Source organism: Vibrio metoecus, assembly GCF_009665255.1.
Taxonomy (GTDB): domain Bacteria; phylum Pseudomonadota; class Gammaproteobacteria; order Enterobacterales; family Vibrionaceae; genus Vibrio; species Vibrio metoecus_B.
This window is the reverse complement of the sequence record NZ_CP035687.1, coordinates 560,853-578,539: the sequence shown is the minus strand read 5'-3', so window position 1 is coordinate 578,539 and position 17,687 is coordinate 560,853. Positions and strand designations below refer to the sequence as shown.

The following is a 17,687-nucleotide window of genomic DNA, read 5'->3' as shown; positions in this document are numbered from 1 at the left end:
AATCACGTCCATCCATGCCAGATGGGCTACAAATGAGTCATGTAGCCCGCAGGAGGGATTAATCTTCCTCAGTCAAGCTTGGCTCATCATCGGTGTAATCTTCAACACCATCTGGCTTGTTGCGGCCATTCAGCGTATGGAAACGCTTGCGACCACGTGCCAAACGGGTGTATTTCAACCAAGCTTTTTCTAACTTGCTCTCTGCCAATTCTGGGTTTTCCAGCGCTTTTAAAAAATGCGCTTCTTCCGCATTTTCGGGCTGTAACTCACCACTTTCCAAACTGAGCATAGTGTCGCCGTACTGAGTTAGGATATTCTCTTCTGCCAGAGTAAAATCTCCAGACTTAGCAAAGCCTCTTGGGAACTTCTTAGTATCGAAAAAACGTTTTTTTCCTTGACGAAATGCTGTCTCAGACATGTCAACCTCGTGTGAATATGTTCAACCACCGTGTAACCGTGGGTTACGGCGAAAGTTAGGCGTAATCTTCGGAAAAGAAAAACAAAAATTTTTTATCGTCATAATACTTCTTACTTGTTAATCTTCACGGGTAACATCAGAGGAAACTATATGGACGTAAAAGTCTTTCGCACCTTTCTTGAACTGGCCAAAGTACGCCACTTTGGTCGTGCTGCTGAAAATCTGTATTTAACTCAGGCGGCGGTGAGCGCACGCATTAAACAGCTTGAAAACCACTTCGATGCTCAGCTGTTTACCCGTGATCGAAACAACATCAAATTAACCTCTGCGGGCGAGCGTTTGGTGGGGTATGCCGAAGTCATGGTGGCGACGCTACAACAGGCGAAATTTGAATTATCGCTTGAAAGCGGTAAAGCGTTGCAGCTCACGTTGGGCGGTACGCCAAACATTTGGGATGCGTATTTACAGCATTGTTTAAGCCGGATCACCGACACGTTTGAAGGTTACGGTTTTTTGGCGGAAGTGATGGGGCGAGAGCAACTGAATCGCGGCTTGCTTGAGCGAACCTTAGATATGGCCTTTGCACTGGATCCGATTAAGGCAGAAGAACTGCAGTGCAAAAAAGTGGCCGATTTGGTTCTGGTTCTGGTTTCCACTCGTCCTGACGATGCCGATAGTGTATTTGAAAATCGCTATGTTTATGTTGATTGGGGCGCACGCTTTGCCTCAGAACATACGGATCGCCACCCTAAAGCGCCTGCGCCATTTTTGAGAACTTCGACCGCGAGAATTGCGCTCGATTTCATTCTTGAGAAAGGAGGAAGTGCCTACTTACCGCAAACCATGGTGCAACCTATGCTTGAATCTGGGCTGTTGTATCAAGTGTCTGAGGTCAATGAGTGGCAACGTCCTTTGTACCTGAGCTATCGCAAAAATAGCTCATCAATAGAAGCGATTGTTCAAGTTGAGAAGCTAATGAAGACGCTCGACCCGCTGTTAACGGTACGAACGCTGGATAAGTCTATCTAGAACCGATGTTTTTCATCATCGAGGTGCGGTTTGAAAGAAAAAGAGAGAATCGATAGAAACGATTCCCTCTTTTTCATGCTCAGGAAGAGGCGATTAACGTTGTGCTAACCAGTTATCCACGCTTAAACGGCCTGCACCTGAGATAAGTAGAGAAACTGAGCCAGCGAGAAGCGCCAAGCCAAATTCGTAACCGCCATTAGCTAAGAACAAGCCACTACTGAAATGCACACTGAAGATGGCGACTAACATAGTCACTGACAGTACTAGAGCGGCTGGTCGAGTCAGTAGGCCTAGCAAAATCGCCAAACCACCGAAGAACTCGCCACTACCCGCTAAGAAAGCCATCGCAACGCCAGGTTCTAAACCAATCGATGCCATCCATTGACCAGTGCCTTCTAAGCCGTAACCACCGAACCAACCAAACAATTTCTGTGCACCGTGCGCCATAAAAATGATGGCTAAAGGAAGACGCAACGCGAGTGGAGCCCAAGAACTTGGTGAAGTTAAAACGGTTTTCAATACAGTACGCATGATTAAATCCTATAGTGTTGCCCATTCTGCTGAAAGTCGCTAACGAGCAATTGGGTTGAAATTTTTGAATGACCAAAATGGTCTGTATGGTTGATGGAATGAAGTTTATTGGATGATGATTGGCAATATAATCAGGGGAGGCTGATGTTCTTGTTCAAAATTATTGAAGGAACTTTTGGGTAAGATCTCGGCATTGAGTTCCGAAAATGGCTAGCGTAGTCAGCAAAAGCCCGTAGACTTTGAATAAGAAAGCACAGGGAGAGCGCACCATGGCATTGTCAAATTCGTTTAATACCGAAGAATATCAAAGAGCTAGGATGAGTCGTGATCCACGTTTTGATGGGCATTTTTTTGTCGCAGTGAAAACCACGGGTATTTTTTGTCGCCCGATATGCCCCGCCAATCTGCCGAAAGAAGAGAATGTGGAGTATTTCACCACCCAAGCTCAGGCGGTTTCGGCAGGGTACCGACCTTGCTTGCGTTGCCGTCCGGAAAGTGCGCCGCATTCGTGGGCTTGGAAGGGGGCAGAAACCACGTTTTTACGGGCTTTGAAGCTGATTGAGCAAGGGGAGTTACAGGGAAATTTGGATGCGTTAGCTTCTCGATTAGGGATCAGTGATCGCTATTTACGGCAGTTATTTCAGCGCCATTTAGGGATGCCACCTAAACAATACGCCCAGATCCAACAATTGATGTTTGCCAAGCAGCTGCTGCATTCGAGCCGAATGTCCGTGACCGAAGTGGCTTATGCCAGTGGGTTTCAAAGCACTCGACGTTTTAATGATGCCTTTCAAAAGCTGTTCCGTTTAACGCCAACGCAAGTTCGGCGTGAACGGGCCAACTTACCGTCACGTAACCAACTCACCTTAGGGTTTCGTGGTCCCTTTGACTGGATGCATATGTTGGATTTTTATCGCCTGCGGGCGATTGACGGTATAGAGCGTGTTGATGAACAAAGTTACCAACGTCATTTTGTATTGGGTGAAGGTAAAGGCTGGTTTAAAGCAAGCCGAGAAGAATCCCACTTACAGATTGAGTTCGAAATGGAGCATTTGAGTGATTTGCGCCATTTGGTTGCGCGGTTGCGGCGAATGTTTGATCTGGATGCCGATCTGATTACGATAGAATCGCAACTTGAGCAGGTTGCACCCGGGTTAGTGCTGCGTTCAGGGATCCGCATTCCCGGTGTTTGGAATGCGTGGGAGGCGGGCGTTCGTGCGGTACTTGGGCAGCAGGTTTCGGTGAAAGCGGCGATTGGGCAACTCAACTTATTGGTGTCTCAACTGACCGGCGGGGAAGGAACTGCTCGCTATTTCCCGACTCCTCACCAAGTTCAAGCACATGATTTAAGCTTTTTACGAATGCCAGAACGCCGCAAACAGACGCTAAAACGTTTGGCGGAGTATGTTGTTCAACACCCTCTCGACTCTCCATCGCACTGGTTATCACTTAGTGGAATTGGACCATGGACCGTCGATTACGCTTTGTTGCGTGGTGAATCGCAGAGTGACCGTTTTTTAATGGGGGACTTGGTGGTCAAAAAAGCACGGGTACCATTTCCGCAGTTAACGCCTGAATCTGTTGCCCCTTGGGGGAGCTATGCCACTTTCCATTGTTGGAGCCATTAAATGACCCACTTTACTTACTATGAATCTGTCCTTGGACGCGTAACACTACAAGCCAATCAACAGGGATTGCTTGGAGTATGGTTTACCACCCAAACCACTCAACCTGAGCATTTAGGCACCTATACGGAAGAATGTCCTATACTTAACAACGCGATACAACAATTGGATGAGTATTTTTCAGGTCAGCGTACTCAATTTGAGTTGCCCCTTGCTGCCAATGGTACGGCGTTTCAGCAATCGGTTTGGCACGCACTATGCAAGATTCCTTATGGAGAAAGCTGGAGTTATCAGCAGTTAGCAGAAGCGATCGGTAATCCTAAGGCGGTGAGAGCGGTTGGGCTTGCGAATGGTAAAAACCCAATTTCGATCATTGTTCCTTGTCATCGAGTCGTTGGCAAAAGTGGCAAACTGATCGGCTATGCTGGCGGTTTAGAGCGTAAAGCCTTTCTGCTGGAATTGGAGCAGCGAAAGTAAGGATAACTTTATGAACTGGGTGAAATTACAACGAGTCTTCCTCATGGTGAGCGTGGTGCTACTTGGAGGGTGTTTCCAAGAAAAATTGGAAAACTTTGTTAATCGAGAGACATTAGCTTTCAATGGCTTATTCGATAATCCACACAATCAAGACATATTGGAGTTTCGCCAAGGGGTGGTGTATATCCATTCTGCCCAGCAAAAATGGGAGCGTCCTTTTTCCGTGGAAGGGAATACATTACGTATCCAAATACGAAATAATTCTAAAGAAAAACGAGACGACTTGTTAATGACGATACATGGTGGTGGTGAAGTGCTGACGTGTAATGCTTGCGCCATGGTTCATCTCAGCAATAATTGGGTCAAAGTTAACGCAGAACCCCAAAGCACTCAATCGTCTGAGACAAAATAAGCCCGCTCAACGCGGGCTTAGGCATGATAGATAAATCCCTACATTCACCTACCTATAACGCGTTACCACAAGCCGATCACTTTCCACCATGCTCCACCGATGAAGAAGAAAATCGGGATGACGATAAGGGTGAACACAAAGCCAATCTTCCACCACTGTTTAAGGCTATGAAATCCGGCACCAAACAAGATCGGAGCAGGTCCTGAAGAGTAGTGCGTGGTTGACATGTACAAGTTGCTGAAAATACCAAGCACAATCGCCGCTAACATGGCAGGAGCACCGGCCGCAATCGCGATAGCAAGGAAGGCAGAATACATTGCACTGATATGTGCCATCGCACTTGCCATGAGGTAGTGACTGTAGAAATAGACCAGAAGCAAGATGCCTAAAGTGGCAATCCAACCGTAACCGGCGAGCGACTCACCAATCATGCTACCAAACCATGAGATAAATCCGAGCTTGTTCAGTTCACCCGCCATCATCACTAATACGGCAAACCAAGTGATGGTGTGCCAGGCTTCTTTCTCGCCTAATACGGCATCCCACGTGATGGCTTTAGTTAACAATAAGAACAACATACCCATCAACGCAGTCACGGTTGCGTGGATGCCTAATGTCGGTCCTAAAACCCAAAGCGTTACCATGCCAAGGAAAGTGATGCACACCATCCATTCATCACGACTCATTTTGCCCATATCGGCGAGGTTCTTGCTCGCGATGGTGCGCATTTCAGGGGTTTTCTTCAGCTCGGGTGGGAAAAAGGTATACATAGCTAATGGGATCACGAATAAGCAAACTAACCCTGGGACAATCGCGGCTAAAGCCCAGCCGCCCCAAGTGATAGTGACACCTTGCTCGGCAGCAAATTTTGCGGCGAGAGGATTGCCCGCCATTGACGTTAAGAACATGGCACAGGTGATCGCATTGCATTGGAAAATACATTGCACCAGAAAGGCGCCGATACGGTTTTGCGTTCCTTTTTCGGGATCGGAATCGTAGGCGGCGGCAACCGAACGAAACAGTGGCGCAATAATACCACCACAGCGAGCCGTGGTACTGGGGGTTGCGGGAGCGAACAGCAAATCAGTTAACACTAAGCCGTAAGCTAACCCAAGCGAGTTGTGGCCGAGCTTGGAGATAAACCAGTAACCGACTCGGCGACCAAAACCGGTACTGATAAAGCCTCGTGAAATAAAGAAAGCAGCGGCGATCATCCAAATGGTGGGATCGGAGAAGCCAGACAGTGCCGCTTTGATCGGTAAAATCCCGAGAAGCACCGTAGCGCATAGCCCCATCAATGCCATGGCACCAAGGGGTAACGGGGCGAGAATTAAACTAAGAACCGTGGTAATAAACACGATCATCATTTGCCATGCTTTTGGTTCAAGCCCATCGGGGACAGGCATAAACCACAAAAGCCCACCAAATGCGAGTAGGGCGAGTAGCTTTAGGTTACTTGATGAGAACATATACACCTCCAATGTTTTTTACTAACTTAGCGGGAGTGGGGGAAGAAATGCTGAGTCAAATCAAGTTTTACCGTGCCTGTTTCCGCGCCATTTAAGCCTTGAGGGTGAGTGCAAAACCGCCTTGCAAAACCGCTGAGATTAAAGCGGTTAAAACCATTAAATTCATAAAATTCATCAACGCGATCTCAATCATGTTTCTGGGCTTCCGCTGCTTTTTCTCGGGCGCATTACCGTATGCTTGGCCTAATTGTGCCGAGGACGACAAACATGCCCAGCCGAATGATTCCCCGAACATTCACTCAACAACTAACAGTATTATTTTGCGCGGCCTTTGCCGCCGGTGCTGCTGTGTGGTGGGGGGTCAGCGCCGATAAAATTCAGCGTTTAATGACTCATCAAATTGCACTCAGAGCTCAAGTACAAGCAGTGCAGCTAGCTAAGTTTCCGGATTTAATTCAAGCGGTAGAAGTAGGGGATGCACAACAAGTCAGCCAGTTAGTTGCGTCGTTGCAAAGCGCAACTGATGCCGATTTTATTACCGTAAGCGATCGGAGTGGGATTCGGTTAGCTCACCCGATTGCGGCACGCATTGGTTTACCCGTGGTGGGGGATGACATTCGTCCCGCTTTAGAGGAAGGCAAATCCTACCTTTCTTACAGTGTGGGTTCGATGGGGCCATCACTGCGCTATATTTCGCCGATTCGCGCTACAAATGGTGCAGTGATTGGCATGATCAAAGTGGGTTATTTGTTAGATACGGTCGCCGTTTGGCAAAATGAGAAGCTGCAACCGCTACTGTTGATGGGGGGGCTCACGTTACTGCTGGCGACGCTGATTTCTCGTGCTTTTGCAAAGTTAGTGCGTCGGCAAATGCAAGATCGCGAGCCTTGGCAATTGGCTCAATCACTCATCACTTATGAAGGAGTGATTCAAGCGACTCATGAGGGCTTAGTGGCACTCAATCAGCAAGGTGAAATCTACCTCATCAACGACTCTGCCAAGCAGTTACTTGGTGCAGAACCCGAACAGCAAGGCTTAATTGCACAGTGGTTACAAGGGGTTACCGAACAGGCGCAATGCGAGAAATACATTGACTGTCTGGCCTGTTTGAATGGTCAATCGTTAGTGGTGAGCCGCGTTCCTTTACTCGGTAAACAAGGCTCTGCGGGAGCCGTGTACAGTTTGCGTGCGCACAGTGAGATCCAAGCCTTAGCTGAACGGCTACAGCAAGTGGATCACTACGTTGACAGTGTCAGGATTGCACGGCATGAGTATCGCAATAAGCTCTCCACGCTCGCGGGGTTACTGCAATTGCAGCAGTATGATCAAGCTCTGCACTATGTTTTGCAGCAGAGCCATTTGAATCAAGTTCAACTGGACGCTTTACATCATCTGCATATCTGGCCACAACTGGCTGCAATCTTGATGGGAAAATGGAGCAAAGCTCAAGAATGGCATATTCCGTTGGATTACCAAGATGTGGAGAGTGTTTCCTCATTGGGCATGAGCGAAGAATCCTTCTGCACCGTGATCGGTAACCTGATTGATAACAGCTTAGAGGCCGTGCGCGGCATGCCATCGCCTTGGGTTCGGGTGTTCTTACACCAGAATGAACATGAACTCTGTCTGCGGGTTAGCAATAATGGCCCGATGATTACCCAGCCTTTAGACGAACTTTGTCGCCCCGGTGTCACCAGTAAGCAAGATGAGGGCGAACATGGATTGGGTCTGTATTTGGTTCAGTCGTTAGTTCACCGTGCTCAAGGACACTTAGAGCTGGACAGTGATGAACAAGAAACGACATTTAGCCTTTATTTTTCAAAGGAGTGATGATGCTGAGTGTGATTATCGTTGAAGATGATCCGCAAATTGGTGGATTACATGCCCAGTTTGTACAACAAGATAGTCGATTTAAGGTGCTGGCTGTTGTCTCTACGTTAGCGGATGCACAACAGATGGTAGCGTGGGCTAAGCCCGATTTACTTATCGTAGATAACTATCTGCCTGATGGGCTCGGCATTGAGCTGGTGAGAAGATTGATTGATGTGCAGCCTCGACCGGAATGCATTTTGGTGACGGCTGCTTGTGATCTGGAAACGGCGCAACAAGCGTATCGGTTCGGGGCTTTTGATTATTTAGTCAAGCCCGTCGACTACCGGAGATTGAGTGAGAGTTTGCAGCGTTTTTATCGTCTTCAGCGGCCAGATGCGTCACCTAAGGCGGTGCGTCAGCAGGATTTGGATGCGCTCTTTCATCCGCAACGAGGAAAACCCAATTCAACGATTGATGACTTTACCCTTGAGCAGATGCTGGAACATTTCCCCCATCCACATGTTGAGCATACGGCTGACTCTATGGCCTTACAGCTTGGCATCAGTAAAAGCACCGCGCGACGTTATCTTGATAGTGCCGTTGAAGCCGGAGACATTCTCGCTTATCTAGAGCATGGTAAGGTGGGGCGACCGACTCGGGTTTATCGTCGCCCTCATCTCAATGAAATCGGTCGTTAGGTAAAAAGGTGATTGTTGATCAGTAAGTGCAGCACAATGCTGATCACATAACCCAGCAAAATAACCGGTGTCCATTTCAAGTGGCTGACAAAGGTATATTTCCCGTGTGCCGCCCCCATCAGAGCGACCCCTGCGGCGGAGCCAATGGAGAGTAAACTACCACCAATGCCCGCAGTGAGGGTGACCAATAACCAGTTACCGACAGACATCTCCGGCTGCATTGACAAGACGGCAAACATCACCGGAATGTTATCCACGACGGAGGAAAGTAACCCGACGAGCACGTTCGCCCAGATCGGATTCCATTCGGTGTAGATGATTTGTGATACCAAGCCTAAATAGCCAAGCAGACTTAAACCACCGACACACATTACCACACCGTAGAAAAATAGCAGCGTATCCCATTCTGCATGAGAAATGCTTTTAAATACGTCGAATGGCACTACAGAGCCAATTCGTTTGAGTGCGGCTTCATCTTTTTTCGCCATCGCTTGCGCGGTTTTCTTCGCCAGTGAGCGTGCAAGGGTTTTGGTTAAATAGAATCCAAAGAGCTGTAAATAAGCGAGCCCCATCATCATCCCCATCACGGGTGGAAAGTGGAAAAAACCGTGGAAGCTGACGGCAGATATGATGGTACAGATAAACAGTAAGACAATCCGTCGGGCTCCTCGTTTGAGTTCAACCACCTCTTGCGCTCCGGCCGGCGCTTGATTGGGAATGAACAGCGACATGATAAACGCAGGCACCAGATAGTTAGCCAACGAGGGGATGAATAGATCCATAAACTCAAGAAAGCTCACGTGACCAGCTTGCCAAACCATCAAGGTTGTGATGTCCCCAAATGGGCTGAATGCGCCGCCAGCATTGGCCGCCACGACAATGTTGATGCAGGCTAAACTGACAAAACGTTGGTTATCTCCGCCTACTTTGAGTACCACGGCACACATCAACAGAGCCGTGGTGAGGTTATCGGCAATCGGTGAAATGAAAAATGCAAGCCAACCGGTTATCCAAAACAGAGTGTGAAAGTTAAAGCCTTTATTAATCATCCACGCTTTAAGGGCATCGAATAAGCGGCGTTCCTCCATCGCACTGATGTAAGTCATCGCGACTAATAAAAACAGCAACAGCTCGGCGTATTCCAGCAAATTATGCTCTAACGCTTCTCGGGCCACTTCTGTCGCTCCGGTTTGCTGATAAACATAACCTATCATCGCCCAGATTAGACCAGCAGCGAGCAGCACGGGCTTGGATTTACGCAGTTTGAGGTACTCTTCGAACATCACCAAGCCGTAGGCAAACGCAAAAATGAGGAGTGCGGCATAACCCACATTGGAATGCGTTAAATCTAAGGCAGGTTCACTGGTCGTTGAGGCAAAACTGTGTGGCGAAAAAAGTATCAAACTAAGTAGTGCTATCCGACCCGTCATAACAAAGCTCCTTCTGAGATTTCCGGTTGACTGGAAGCCATTTGGGTGTGAGCGGCACAGCGTTACCTCAGTGGACAGCGGACGCTAGGACTGAGAAGGAAAGCACTGACCGTGACCTGCAACTTCAAGTTGTTGGGGTGATGGGGGAAAGTTAATAAAAAGAGTAGCCCTATGCGAAATAGGAAGTTGTGACATAGCTTAGAAATGGTTGTTTATTAATCAAATTTTCTGTATGTGCGACTCACGACACGCTATGAAGTTGTTGTGTTTCATTCGTGCAGTGAAATGTTTTGTAGGTGTTTCTTCGTGAGGTGAATTAATGGACTATGCTTTTTATGCTCTATTTCACAAAATAATATTTTATTTTTCATTGTGAGATTAGTTTCATCTTCTCATTGACCTTGATCATCACCTCTAGCACGAAATAAGTGCACCATCGCGCCAACCTGTTTCCAATTTTATAGAGGTAATTATGAGTCAACCGACAACGCTGGAGCGAAAAGTGACATGGGGGTGCTACGTTGCGTTAGCGTTCGCCGTGGTCTTTTTCTCTGGTTTACTGCAGTCCAACCAGTGGTACGGTGTATTTGATTTCACCACGTTAAACGGTGCATTTGGTAAGGTGGCTTACAACGTGAGTGAAACGGCCGATGGCCTGCAAGTGACCACCACCTCTTTGCGTGGTCAAGGTGGTAGCGGTGCACGTGATGGTTTTCTTTTCGCACTGACCTTAATCCCTACGGTGATGTTTGCGCTAGGCATGATCAATGTGCTTGAACATTACGGCGCATTAGACGCAGCCCGTAAACTGCTGACTCCTTTGTTGCGTCCAATCATGGGTGTTCCGGGTAACACGGGTTTAGCATTAATTGCATCGCTACAAAGTACCGATGCCGGTGCCGCGATGACTCGCCAGCTCAAAGACGAAGGTCATATGACTAAGCGTGAGGCGGATGTGTTTACCATGTTCCAGTTCTCGGCTGGGGCAACTATCGTGAACTTCTTCTCTTCTGGCGCGGTGCTATTTACGCTCACGCTGGCAGATGGTTCCGCTGCGGTGACTTCTTCAATCGGTCTTGCCGTTGCCGTGATGTTTATCTTCAAAATTGTCGGTGCCAACCTTTTCCGCATCTACCTAAATCTGACCGAAGGTAAAGAATCATCTAACCCAGAAGCACAACAAGAGGAAGCGGTAAAATGAGTGAAGTGAAAGCGAAAAAGCCAATGGTGACTGATATCTTCGTCGAAGGGGCGAAGAAAGGTTGGGTGATTGCCACAACTTCAACGGTGCCAAATGTGTTGATGGCATTCGTGATCATCAAAGCACTGCAAATTACCGGTGCGTTGGAACTTATGGGTACGGTATTTTCCCCTGTGATGGCGATTTTTGGTTTGCCAGGTGAAGCGGCGGCGGTGCTGATTGGTGCATGGATGTCGATGGGTGGTGCGGTCGGCGTTGTCATCACGCTGTTTGACCAAGGCATTTTGAACGGTACTCATATTGCGATTTTGGCTCCTGCAATCTATTTGATGGGATCACAAGTGCAGTACATTGGCCGTATTCTTGGCCCAATTGGTACGGAAGGTCGCTACATCCCAGTGATGATCGGCATTTCAGTATTGAATGCCTTTGGGGCAATGTGGGTGATGAACCTGTTTTTGTAATTCACGACATTGTTATGCAAAAGGCCTCGCAAAATGCGAGGCCTATTTCTTATCATCCCTAAACCACTGCTTTTAGTGGTGGTGATTGCTTACGCTTGTGATAGATGTACCGCTTCTTCTTTCTCACCTGCTTTGGGGTCAGAGAAACGAGCTTCATCAAAAGCGTTTTCTGATTTCGCCACAATACAAGATACGCACGCATCCCCAGTAATGTTAACGGCGGTGCGGATCATATCGAGTAGGCGGTCGACACCCATAATCAGTGCAATCCCTTCCAGTGGTAGACCCACTTGGTTCAGTACCATCGCTAGCATGACTAAGCCGACCCCAGGAACGCCTGCTGTACCGACAGAGGCGAGCGTGGCCGTCAGGATCACCATCAGGTAATCAGTCATGGTGAGGTCGATATTAAAAGCTTGGGCGATAAATGCAGTCGCGACACCTTGCATGATCGCGGTACCATCCATGTTGACAGTAGCACCGAGTGGTACGGTGAAAGAAGCCACTTTGTTGTCAACACCTAAACGGTTTTTCACCGTTTCCATGGTGATAGGAATGGTGGCATTGGATGATGCGGTCGAAAACGCAAACATGATGGCATCTTCCATTTTACGGAAGAACACCAACGGGCTTAGACCTGCGAAGGTTTTCAGCATCAAGCCGTAAGTGATAAAAGCATGCAGCAATAACGTACCTGCCAGCACCACGAAGTATTCGGCCAGATTCAAAATGGCGCCAAGGCCAAGACCGGTAAACAATTTCGCCATGAGGAAAAATACACCGTATGGCGCAAGGTGCATCAGCATCGCAACCAGCTTCATGATCACTTCATTCAGATCACTGAATACTTGAGCAATGCGTTCACCCGGTTTGCCTGCGGCACTGATAGCGACACCAAACAACACAGCAAAGATGATGATCTGCAAGGTATTGCCTTGCGCCATTGCACTGATCGGGTTGGTTGGGAACATATCCACAATCACTTTGCCCAGTGAGGGCGCTTCCGCCGAGGTAAAATTGCTGGCGGCAGTGAGATCAGCGCCGGCTCCGGGTTGGAATAGGCTACCCATGGTTAGGGCTAACGTGATCGCAATTGCGGTTGTTGCAAGGTAGAAGCCTAAAGTTTTGCTACCCATGCGTCCCAAGGTCGAGAGATCTTTCAGTGAGCTGGTACCACAGACTAGGGAAACAAACACCAGTGGTACGACTAACATTTTCAAGCTGGCGATAAAAATCTTTCCGCCAACATCAAACAGTCCATTAACGATATATGCGTCTACAAATCCATTTCCTGCAAACAGGGCGCGAATCGCAAATCCAGTCAAAATACCGGCTACCATACCAAGAATAACCTTGGCGGTGAGCGATAACGGTTTTTTGGTATTCATCCAGAACACTCCTTATAGTTTTTTCGCTCTGACATCATTGCAAAGCGAGCGGGAGGTTAGCAGGGGTAAAGAAAAACTCGAAAATAAAAAGTAAATCATGCCACTTCATTGTGATCTTTATCACTTAAACTGTGGCTGGAGCTCACTTTTGGTAACAAAGTTTTAGCCTTAAATGTTGTCTTTTGCATCAAATGCAACATATAAGTTTGGATATGCAACAAAAAAAGCCATTCTCATCGAATGAAAATGGCTGAATGTTCTAAGGTGAATACGTTTGAAATTAATGCGGAAGTAGGGCTTTTCGCAGAGAAAAACCGGTTACCAACATCGTTCCGGTGAGAACTAATAGCGTGCCAAAGAAAGTATTTAGACCGATAGACTCATCAAGGATCCAATAGCCCCAGAGAATGCCAAACACTGGGATCAAAAACGTCACCGATAACGTTGATGCCGCCCCGATCGCTTTGACTAAGCGGAAATAGATTAAATACGCCAACCCAGTGCAGATGACCCCCAATAGCACGACTGCTCCCCATTCCAAACTCGAAGGTTGGGCGCGTAACGGGATAAACCACATCAGCGGAGCCACCCACAAGCAGGCGGCCCACATGCTGCCATGCGCATTTTCAAAAGCGGTAATTTGTGGCGCATGCTTGGTGTAATTGGTGGCTAAGCCGTAACTGCCGGCGGCCAGCGCTGCACAAATGACCGGTAGTGTGGCTTGTTGACCGATGGCGGCGACATCCCAACCGACAATGACCGCGACTCCCATCACACCGCAAACTAGCCCAGCTAAAGCTTTGCGCGTCAATGGCGTGCCATGCCAAAAAAAGCCAATTACCGCTCCCCAGATGGGAGCCGTTGAATTGAGAATGGAGAGCGTGGACACATTCAGCGTGAGTGCGGCATAAGCAAAAAATAAAAACGGTACGGCCGTGTTGACCAAACCTAATATCATGAAATGCCGCCAATGTTGGCGCACTGGGAGCGACTTTTTCAACAGCAGGGAAACCAAAAGCAAACTGAGTGCCGCAAACCCGACGCGGGCTTCAATCAGATAAGCGGGGCCAAAACTGTGTGCGGCAATGCGCATAAAAAGAAATGATCCTCCCCATATTGCAGCCAAACACAAAAGTTGCAGAAGGTGCACGAACGACATACTTATCCCCTTTTCTGATTGAGAGCATGTAATCTCAACCACAAACTCAAAATATGCAATCGACAAATAGAATCGAGTTCCGGAAGTGGCGAGAAAGTGGATGTTAATTTATTAATCATCCGCTTTTTATCGTTTCTGAGAAGATAGAGTGGCAGGGCATGGTGGCGTTGATCGGCTAAGCTAGCCAGAAAGTGAGGTTGCTGCCAGTGTTCCGTTTTTCTATTTACTAGCGATGCCCACTCTGCGAACCGAATCACGGTTTGTTGGGGTGTTACTTCATAGATTGATTTTTTGCTGCTCCAAATAAGGAATCATCATTATGAATAAATCGCTACTCACACTCGCTATCACCAGCGTTATGGCTTTTTCCTTACCTTGCTCGGTCATCGCGAAGGAAAAGGTGGTGCAACCGAGTGTTGAATACAGTCAGTTTGTCACTCAGCGGCAAGTGGTCGATCAACTTTTACAAGATGCATTGATAGCCTTTAAGTCTCCGGCGCGAGTCTCCCATGCGGGTTTTACCGCTAAAATGCCAAGCAATATGGAGATAGTCACTCAAAGGCTGTTAGAGGCTTATCAACTGGAGCCGTATCGTACAGACTTGCTGATCTCGGCGGCTAACGCGCAAATTTATAATAAGAATGTTGATCAAGCGATCGAGTTGTTTAACCAAGCGTTGAGTGTGGCTCCAGATGATGTTGATGTACACAGCTACCTTGCGGTATGGCAAAAGTTCAAAGGTAACGAAGTCGCTTACCAACAACACATGAAAGCCGTAGAATCGTTGAATCTTGGCCGAGCCGCTGATCTGCAACACATCATTGAAACGGTTGATCGGATTATCGCCACGCCTCTGAAAGCCGAAGCCACACAAAAACTGGGGCAAGATGGTGCCATTGTGACTTTGGGTTATGCACTCAACCCTGATGGTTCTATGCATGAGATCCTGATTAAACGATTGGAAACGACACTTGCAATGGCAAAAGCCAATCCCGACGCGGTGATTGTTTTGACGGGAGGTGTTCCGCAAAACCACAAAACAGAAGGGAAGTTGATGGCCGATTGGTTGGTGGAGCATGGTGTCAGTGCGACACGCATTATTGAAGAAAATTACGCGACCAGTACGGTAGACAACGCGCTGTTCAGTAGTTATGCGTTGGCTCGTCACGGCATTAAACATGCGACGATTATTAGCTCCGCGAGTCATGTGCGCCGTGGACAAACGCTGTTTGAGATCGCCAGTTGGCAAACAGGACCAAGAGGGATTACTTTCGATACGGTGTCTTACCCAGATAAACCACTGAGTGAATTAGAAACGGCGTCAAGTGGAGAGCTTTTAGGTATTTACCGTGATGCACTCAGAACGTATGGAATGTGGAGTTACCGTTCTTATCCGCTTGAATCTCGTTAATCATATACACTATGGCCGCACGGAGCGGCCTTTTTATTGGATAAGGCGATAGGGATGAGTTGAGTTTTTGACTGATTTCTCGTTCAATACCTCGGTCTACGTTGATAGGAGCTGTACAGTGGTTCGCCCTAAAATCCCGCGCCGAATTGGTTGCCACCCGCAAGCCTCTTGTTTTAAACCTAACGGAATCCCTTTAAGTGAACTGGATAGCGTTACGTTGGCTCCGGATGAGCTTGAAGCCCTAAGGCTGGTTGACCAACTCGGTTTACAGCAGCAACAAGCCGCGGTGCAGATGCAAGTATCAAGGCAAACGTTAGCTAACTTAGTTAAAGCTGCCCGTTTTAAAGTAGTGGAATGCTTGCTAAATCAAAAAGCATTGCACATTCAGTCTGTTGAAAATGACTCATCGGATTAAGCTATCACATTAATCGAGACAACCCGCCTGCGTAATGGCCAGATGACGAGTAAATTGAATGTCACAGAACCGCTGTGACCAACCACTTTCTCCTTCTACGATAGTGAAAGTGGTTCTTTTGCCAAACTATATTCACCTGGCTCTCCCCGAATTGAGGCTTATCATCTCATTCGGGGATTTTTTTATGGTCGAACTGATTGTGGCGAATGAAATGGTCAATTTGGTGAGCGGCTTGATGGCTATACACCAAACCGGTATGGCTTTGACGCAGGAGAAGATGATCGGTCATTCCACTTATCTGGGTTTCTGCCACCGTTACTGTACCATCGCACAAGGGTGATCCCCCGAGTAATAAGGGGCGAAAGCCTAGCGGTAAGGTTCCGGCAATACTGCCGAGTAATTGCGGGAGTTCCCAATGATCTTGGTGAAGTTCTAGGCCATATAAATTGGCATTACCTAACATCGCACCTAAGCCCATTTGCTGAATTTTGCCGACAATTGAGGCACCTTTAAGGGGGGAACCCAAGGTAATCACATGAGAGATCATACTCAGAGATGGGTGGCGAGAACGTAAATAATGTTTGATCATCAACCCACCCAGACTATGGCCGACCAGTACGTTAACCTGATCTGGATTTAAGGCATCATCCATCGCCTGAAACACCTTTTCATCATCAATGGCGAGGGTGTTGTAGCTGAGCACTTTCGTTTGATACCCGAGTTTATTCAGACGCTGGGCAAGAGGTTGCATCACTAAACCATGCATGTACAAACCATGCAAAATGACAATGTTCATCACTAGCGGGTTCTCCGATCGCTACGTAGAGGGTTCTATCTAACCACGCTTGACGGGGAATAAAAAGAGTGATGAAAAAGAACGGGAGGTTGCACGGAGATTGAAGCTTACTACCTGCGGTGGTAAACGGAAAAGTGCGGAGTTAGCTACGTAAACAGGTTTGAAAGTATGTCACCTCATTACTCGCGAGCCGATAAACCGTTGCAGGCTTACCACCTTTGCCTTTGCTTGAAGCTGCCATGCGCTGCGTGCTGATAATCACACCGGTATCAATCAACCTGCGTTTAACCGTCATCCGGTTCATTTCAACCCCGAATTTGGCGTACGCGTCAATAATGTCTGCCACCAAAAACTCGTGTTCAAGTGAAAATAGCACCACAGAGGTGTACTCCACTGCTGCGCGCAATTTCTTCCATGCGTGTTGAATTTGCGCCACATGATCAAACGCTAAGGGTTGTTTGCCTAGCAAAATACTCTCCAGTGCAAACCAATCAACACGGCTTCTATCCATTCCGGCATCTTCAATCTGTTTGACGTTGGAGTGATTAAGCAGTGCGTAGTGAGAAATACTAATGCTCCAACCACTGGGATCGCGCTTAGGGTTGCCATCCACTAAAGGGTCACTAATAAAGTTCGGGTAGGTATGGATTTTTTGCCGGCAAATGCGGCGGCGTGCCGAGTCAAAATCTTTATCCGCTGGCTCTCCTCCTTGTCCACTCAGATCCTCATCGAATACCCAACCGCCTGGGATTGCCCACAGGCCACAGTCTGGTCGATTGGGATTGCTGCGTTTGACTAATAAAGTCTCAATGCCCGTGGGAGCAAGACGCAAGCAGATCATATCGATGGTGACAATCATACAACTTTCCTAAAGTGAGATGCGGCTATTCTAGGTAACTGAAAGGTAAGGGTCAAATGTAAATAACGGAATGTGACAAACTTATTGTGCAGA

General features: G+C 47.7%; 18 protein-coding genes. 10 read left to right on the top strand and 8 right to left on the bottom strand.

Annotated features, from left to right (window positions below):
• Nucleotides 1-58: 58 nt before the first annotated feature.
• Nucleotides 59-418, bottom strand: coding sequence for a DUF413 domain-containing protein (locus EPB59_RS16090; RefSeq protein ID WP_055050150.1), 360 nt, complete (start codon nucleotides 416-418; stop codon nucleotides 59-61).
• Nucleotides 419-568: 150 nt separating this feature from the next.
• Between EPB59_RS16090 and EPB59_RS16085 the strand changes: the two genes are divergently transcribed.
• Nucleotides 569-1,447 (top strand): LysR family transcriptional regulator, encoded by an 879-nt coding sequence (locus EPB59_RS16085; RefSeq protein ID WP_055050149.1) that lies wholly within the window; start codon nucleotides 569-571, stop codon nucleotides 1,445-1,447.
• 93 nt (nucleotides 1,448-1,540) lie between these two features.
• Here EPB59_RS16085 and EPB59_RS16080 read toward each other — a convergent pair whose 3' ends face one another.
• Complete coding sequence (locus EPB59_RS16080; protein WP_055027912.1) at nucleotides 1,541-1,978, bottom strand: DoxX family protein; 438 nt, start codon at nucleotides 1,976-1,978, stop codon at nucleotides 1,541-1,543.
• Between the two features lie 269 nt (nucleotides 1,979-2,247).
• Between EPB59_RS16080 and EPB59_RS16075 the strand changes: the two genes are divergently transcribed.
• From EPB59_RS16075 to EPB59_RS16065, 3 genes are read left to right on the top strand one after another with little or no spacing between them, the layout of a single operon-like run.
• The gene (locus EPB59_RS16075; protein ID WP_154173816.1) at nucleotides 2,248-3,606 is read left to right on the top strand and encodes a DNA-3-methyladenine glycosylase 2 family protein; all 1,359 of its coding nucleotides are present in this window, start codon (nucleotides 2,248-2,250) and stop codon (nucleotides 3,604-3,606) included.
• Nucleotides 3,607-4,080: a methylated-DNA--[protein]-cysteine S-methyltransferase gene (locus tag EPB59_RS16070; RefSeq protein WP_154173814.1), complete on the top strand. Its 474-nt coding sequence runs from the start codon at nucleotides 3,607-3,609 to the stop codon at nucleotides 4,078-4,080.
• A gap of 10 nt (nucleotides 4,081-4,090) precedes the next feature.
• A complete protein-coding gene (locus tag EPB59_RS16065; RefSeq protein ID WP_055029330.1) occupies nucleotides 4,091-4,492 on the top strand; it encodes a hypothetical protein in 402 nt (133 codons plus the stop codon).
• Nucleotides 4,493-4,554: 62 nt separating this feature from the next.
• On the opposite strand, the gene EPB59_RS16060 is transcribed toward EPB59_RS16065, so the two are convergent.
• On the bottom strand, nucleotides 4,555-5,961 hold the full coding sequence (locus tag EPB59_RS16060) for a DASS family sodium-coupled anion symporter (RefSeq protein ID WP_154173812.1): 1,407 nt from the start codon (nucleotides 5,959-5,961) through the stop codon (nucleotides 4,555-4,557).
• A gap of 267 nt (nucleotides 5,962-6,228) precedes the next feature.
• Between EPB59_RS16060 and EPB59_RS16055 the strand changes: the two genes are divergently transcribed.
• On the top strand, nucleotides 6,229-7,791 hold the full coding sequence (locus EPB59_RS16055; RefSeq protein ID WP_154173810.1) for a sensor histidine kinase: 1,563 nt from the start codon (nucleotides 6,229-6,231) through the stop codon (nucleotides 7,789-7,791).
• A gap of 2 nt (nucleotides 7,792-7,793) precedes the next feature.
• A complete protein-coding gene (locus EPB59_RS16050; protein ID WP_055029333.1) occupies nucleotides 7,794-8,471 on the top strand; it encodes a response regulator in 678 nt (225 codons plus the stop codon).
• Here the strand turns inward: EPB59_RS16050 and nhaD are convergent.
• Nucleotides 8,468-9,901 carry a sodium:proton antiporter NhaD gene (nhaD, locus tag EPB59_RS16045; RefSeq protein WP_055050144.1) on the bottom strand — a complete coding sequence of 478 codons (1,434 nt, stop codon included), beginning with the start codon at nucleotides 9,899-9,901 and terminating at the stop codon, nucleotides 8,468-8,470. The two genes, EPB59_RS16050 and nhaD, sit on opposite strands and share 4 nt — an antisense overlap.
• 472 nt (nucleotides 9,902-10,373) lie before the next feature.
• On the opposite strand from nhaD, the gene EPB59_RS16040 reads away from it, so the two are divergent.
• On the top strand, nucleotides 10,374-11,102 hold the full coding sequence (locus EPB59_RS16040; RefSeq protein WP_154173808.1) for a nucleoside recognition domain-containing protein: 729 nt from the start codon (nucleotides 10,374-10,376) through the stop codon (nucleotides 11,100-11,102).
• Nucleotides 11,099-11,566 carry a YjiG family protein gene (locus EPB59_RS16035; protein ID WP_000005594.1) on the top strand — a complete coding sequence of 156 codons (468 nt, stop codon included), beginning with the start codon at nucleotides 11,099-11,101 and terminating at the stop codon, nucleotides 11,564-11,566. Before EPB59_RS16040 ends, EPB59_RS16035 begins: the two co-directional genes overlap by 4 nt.
• An 89-nt stretch (nucleotides 11,567-11,655) precedes the next feature.
• On the opposite strand, the gene EPB59_RS16030 is transcribed toward EPB59_RS16035, so the two are convergent.
• The gene (locus tag EPB59_RS16030) at nucleotides 11,656-12,954 is read right to left on the bottom strand and encodes a dicarboxylate/amino acid:cation symporter (RefSeq protein WP_055050142.1); all 1,299 of its coding nucleotides are present in this window, start codon (nucleotides 12,952-12,954) and stop codon (nucleotides 11,656-11,658) included.
• 280 nt (nucleotides 12,955-13,234) lie between these two features.
• Nucleotides 13,235-14,113, bottom strand: coding sequence for a DMT family transporter (locus EPB59_RS16025; RefSeq protein ID WP_154173806.1), 879 nt, complete (start codon nucleotides 14,111-14,113; stop codon nucleotides 13,235-13,237).
• A gap of 319 nt (nucleotides 14,114-14,432) precedes the next feature.
• Between EPB59_RS16025 and EPB59_RS16020 the strand changes: the two genes are divergently transcribed.
• Complete coding sequence (locus tag EPB59_RS16020) at nucleotides 14,433-15,524, top strand: ElyC/SanA/YdcF family protein (RefSeq protein WP_095456402.1); 1,092 nt, start codon at nucleotides 14,433-14,435, stop codon at nucleotides 15,522-15,524.
• A gap of 118 nt (nucleotides 15,525-15,642) precedes the next feature.
• Nucleotides 15,643-15,939 (top strand): DUF134 domain-containing protein, encoded by a 297-nt coding sequence (locus EPB59_RS16015; RefSeq protein WP_055050140.1) that lies wholly within the window; start codon nucleotides 15,643-15,645, stop codon nucleotides 15,937-15,939.
• A gap of 166 nt (nucleotides 15,940-16,105) precedes the next feature.
• On the opposite strand, the gene EPB59_RS16010 is transcribed toward EPB59_RS16015, so the two are convergent.
• Nucleotides 16,106-16,735: an esterase/lipase family protein gene (locus tag EPB59_RS16010; RefSeq protein ID WP_154173804.1), complete on the bottom strand. Its 630-nt coding sequence runs from the start codon at nucleotides 16,733-16,735 to the stop codon at nucleotides 16,106-16,108.
• Nucleotides 16,736-16,877: 142 nt separating this feature from the next.
• Nucleotides 16,878-17,594 (bottom strand): NUDIX hydrolase, encoded by a 717-nt coding sequence (locus EPB59_RS16005; protein WP_055050138.1) that lies wholly within the window; start codon nucleotides 17,592-17,594, stop codon nucleotides 16,878-16,880.
• Between the last annotated feature and the right edge of the window lie 93 nt (nucleotides 17,595-17,687).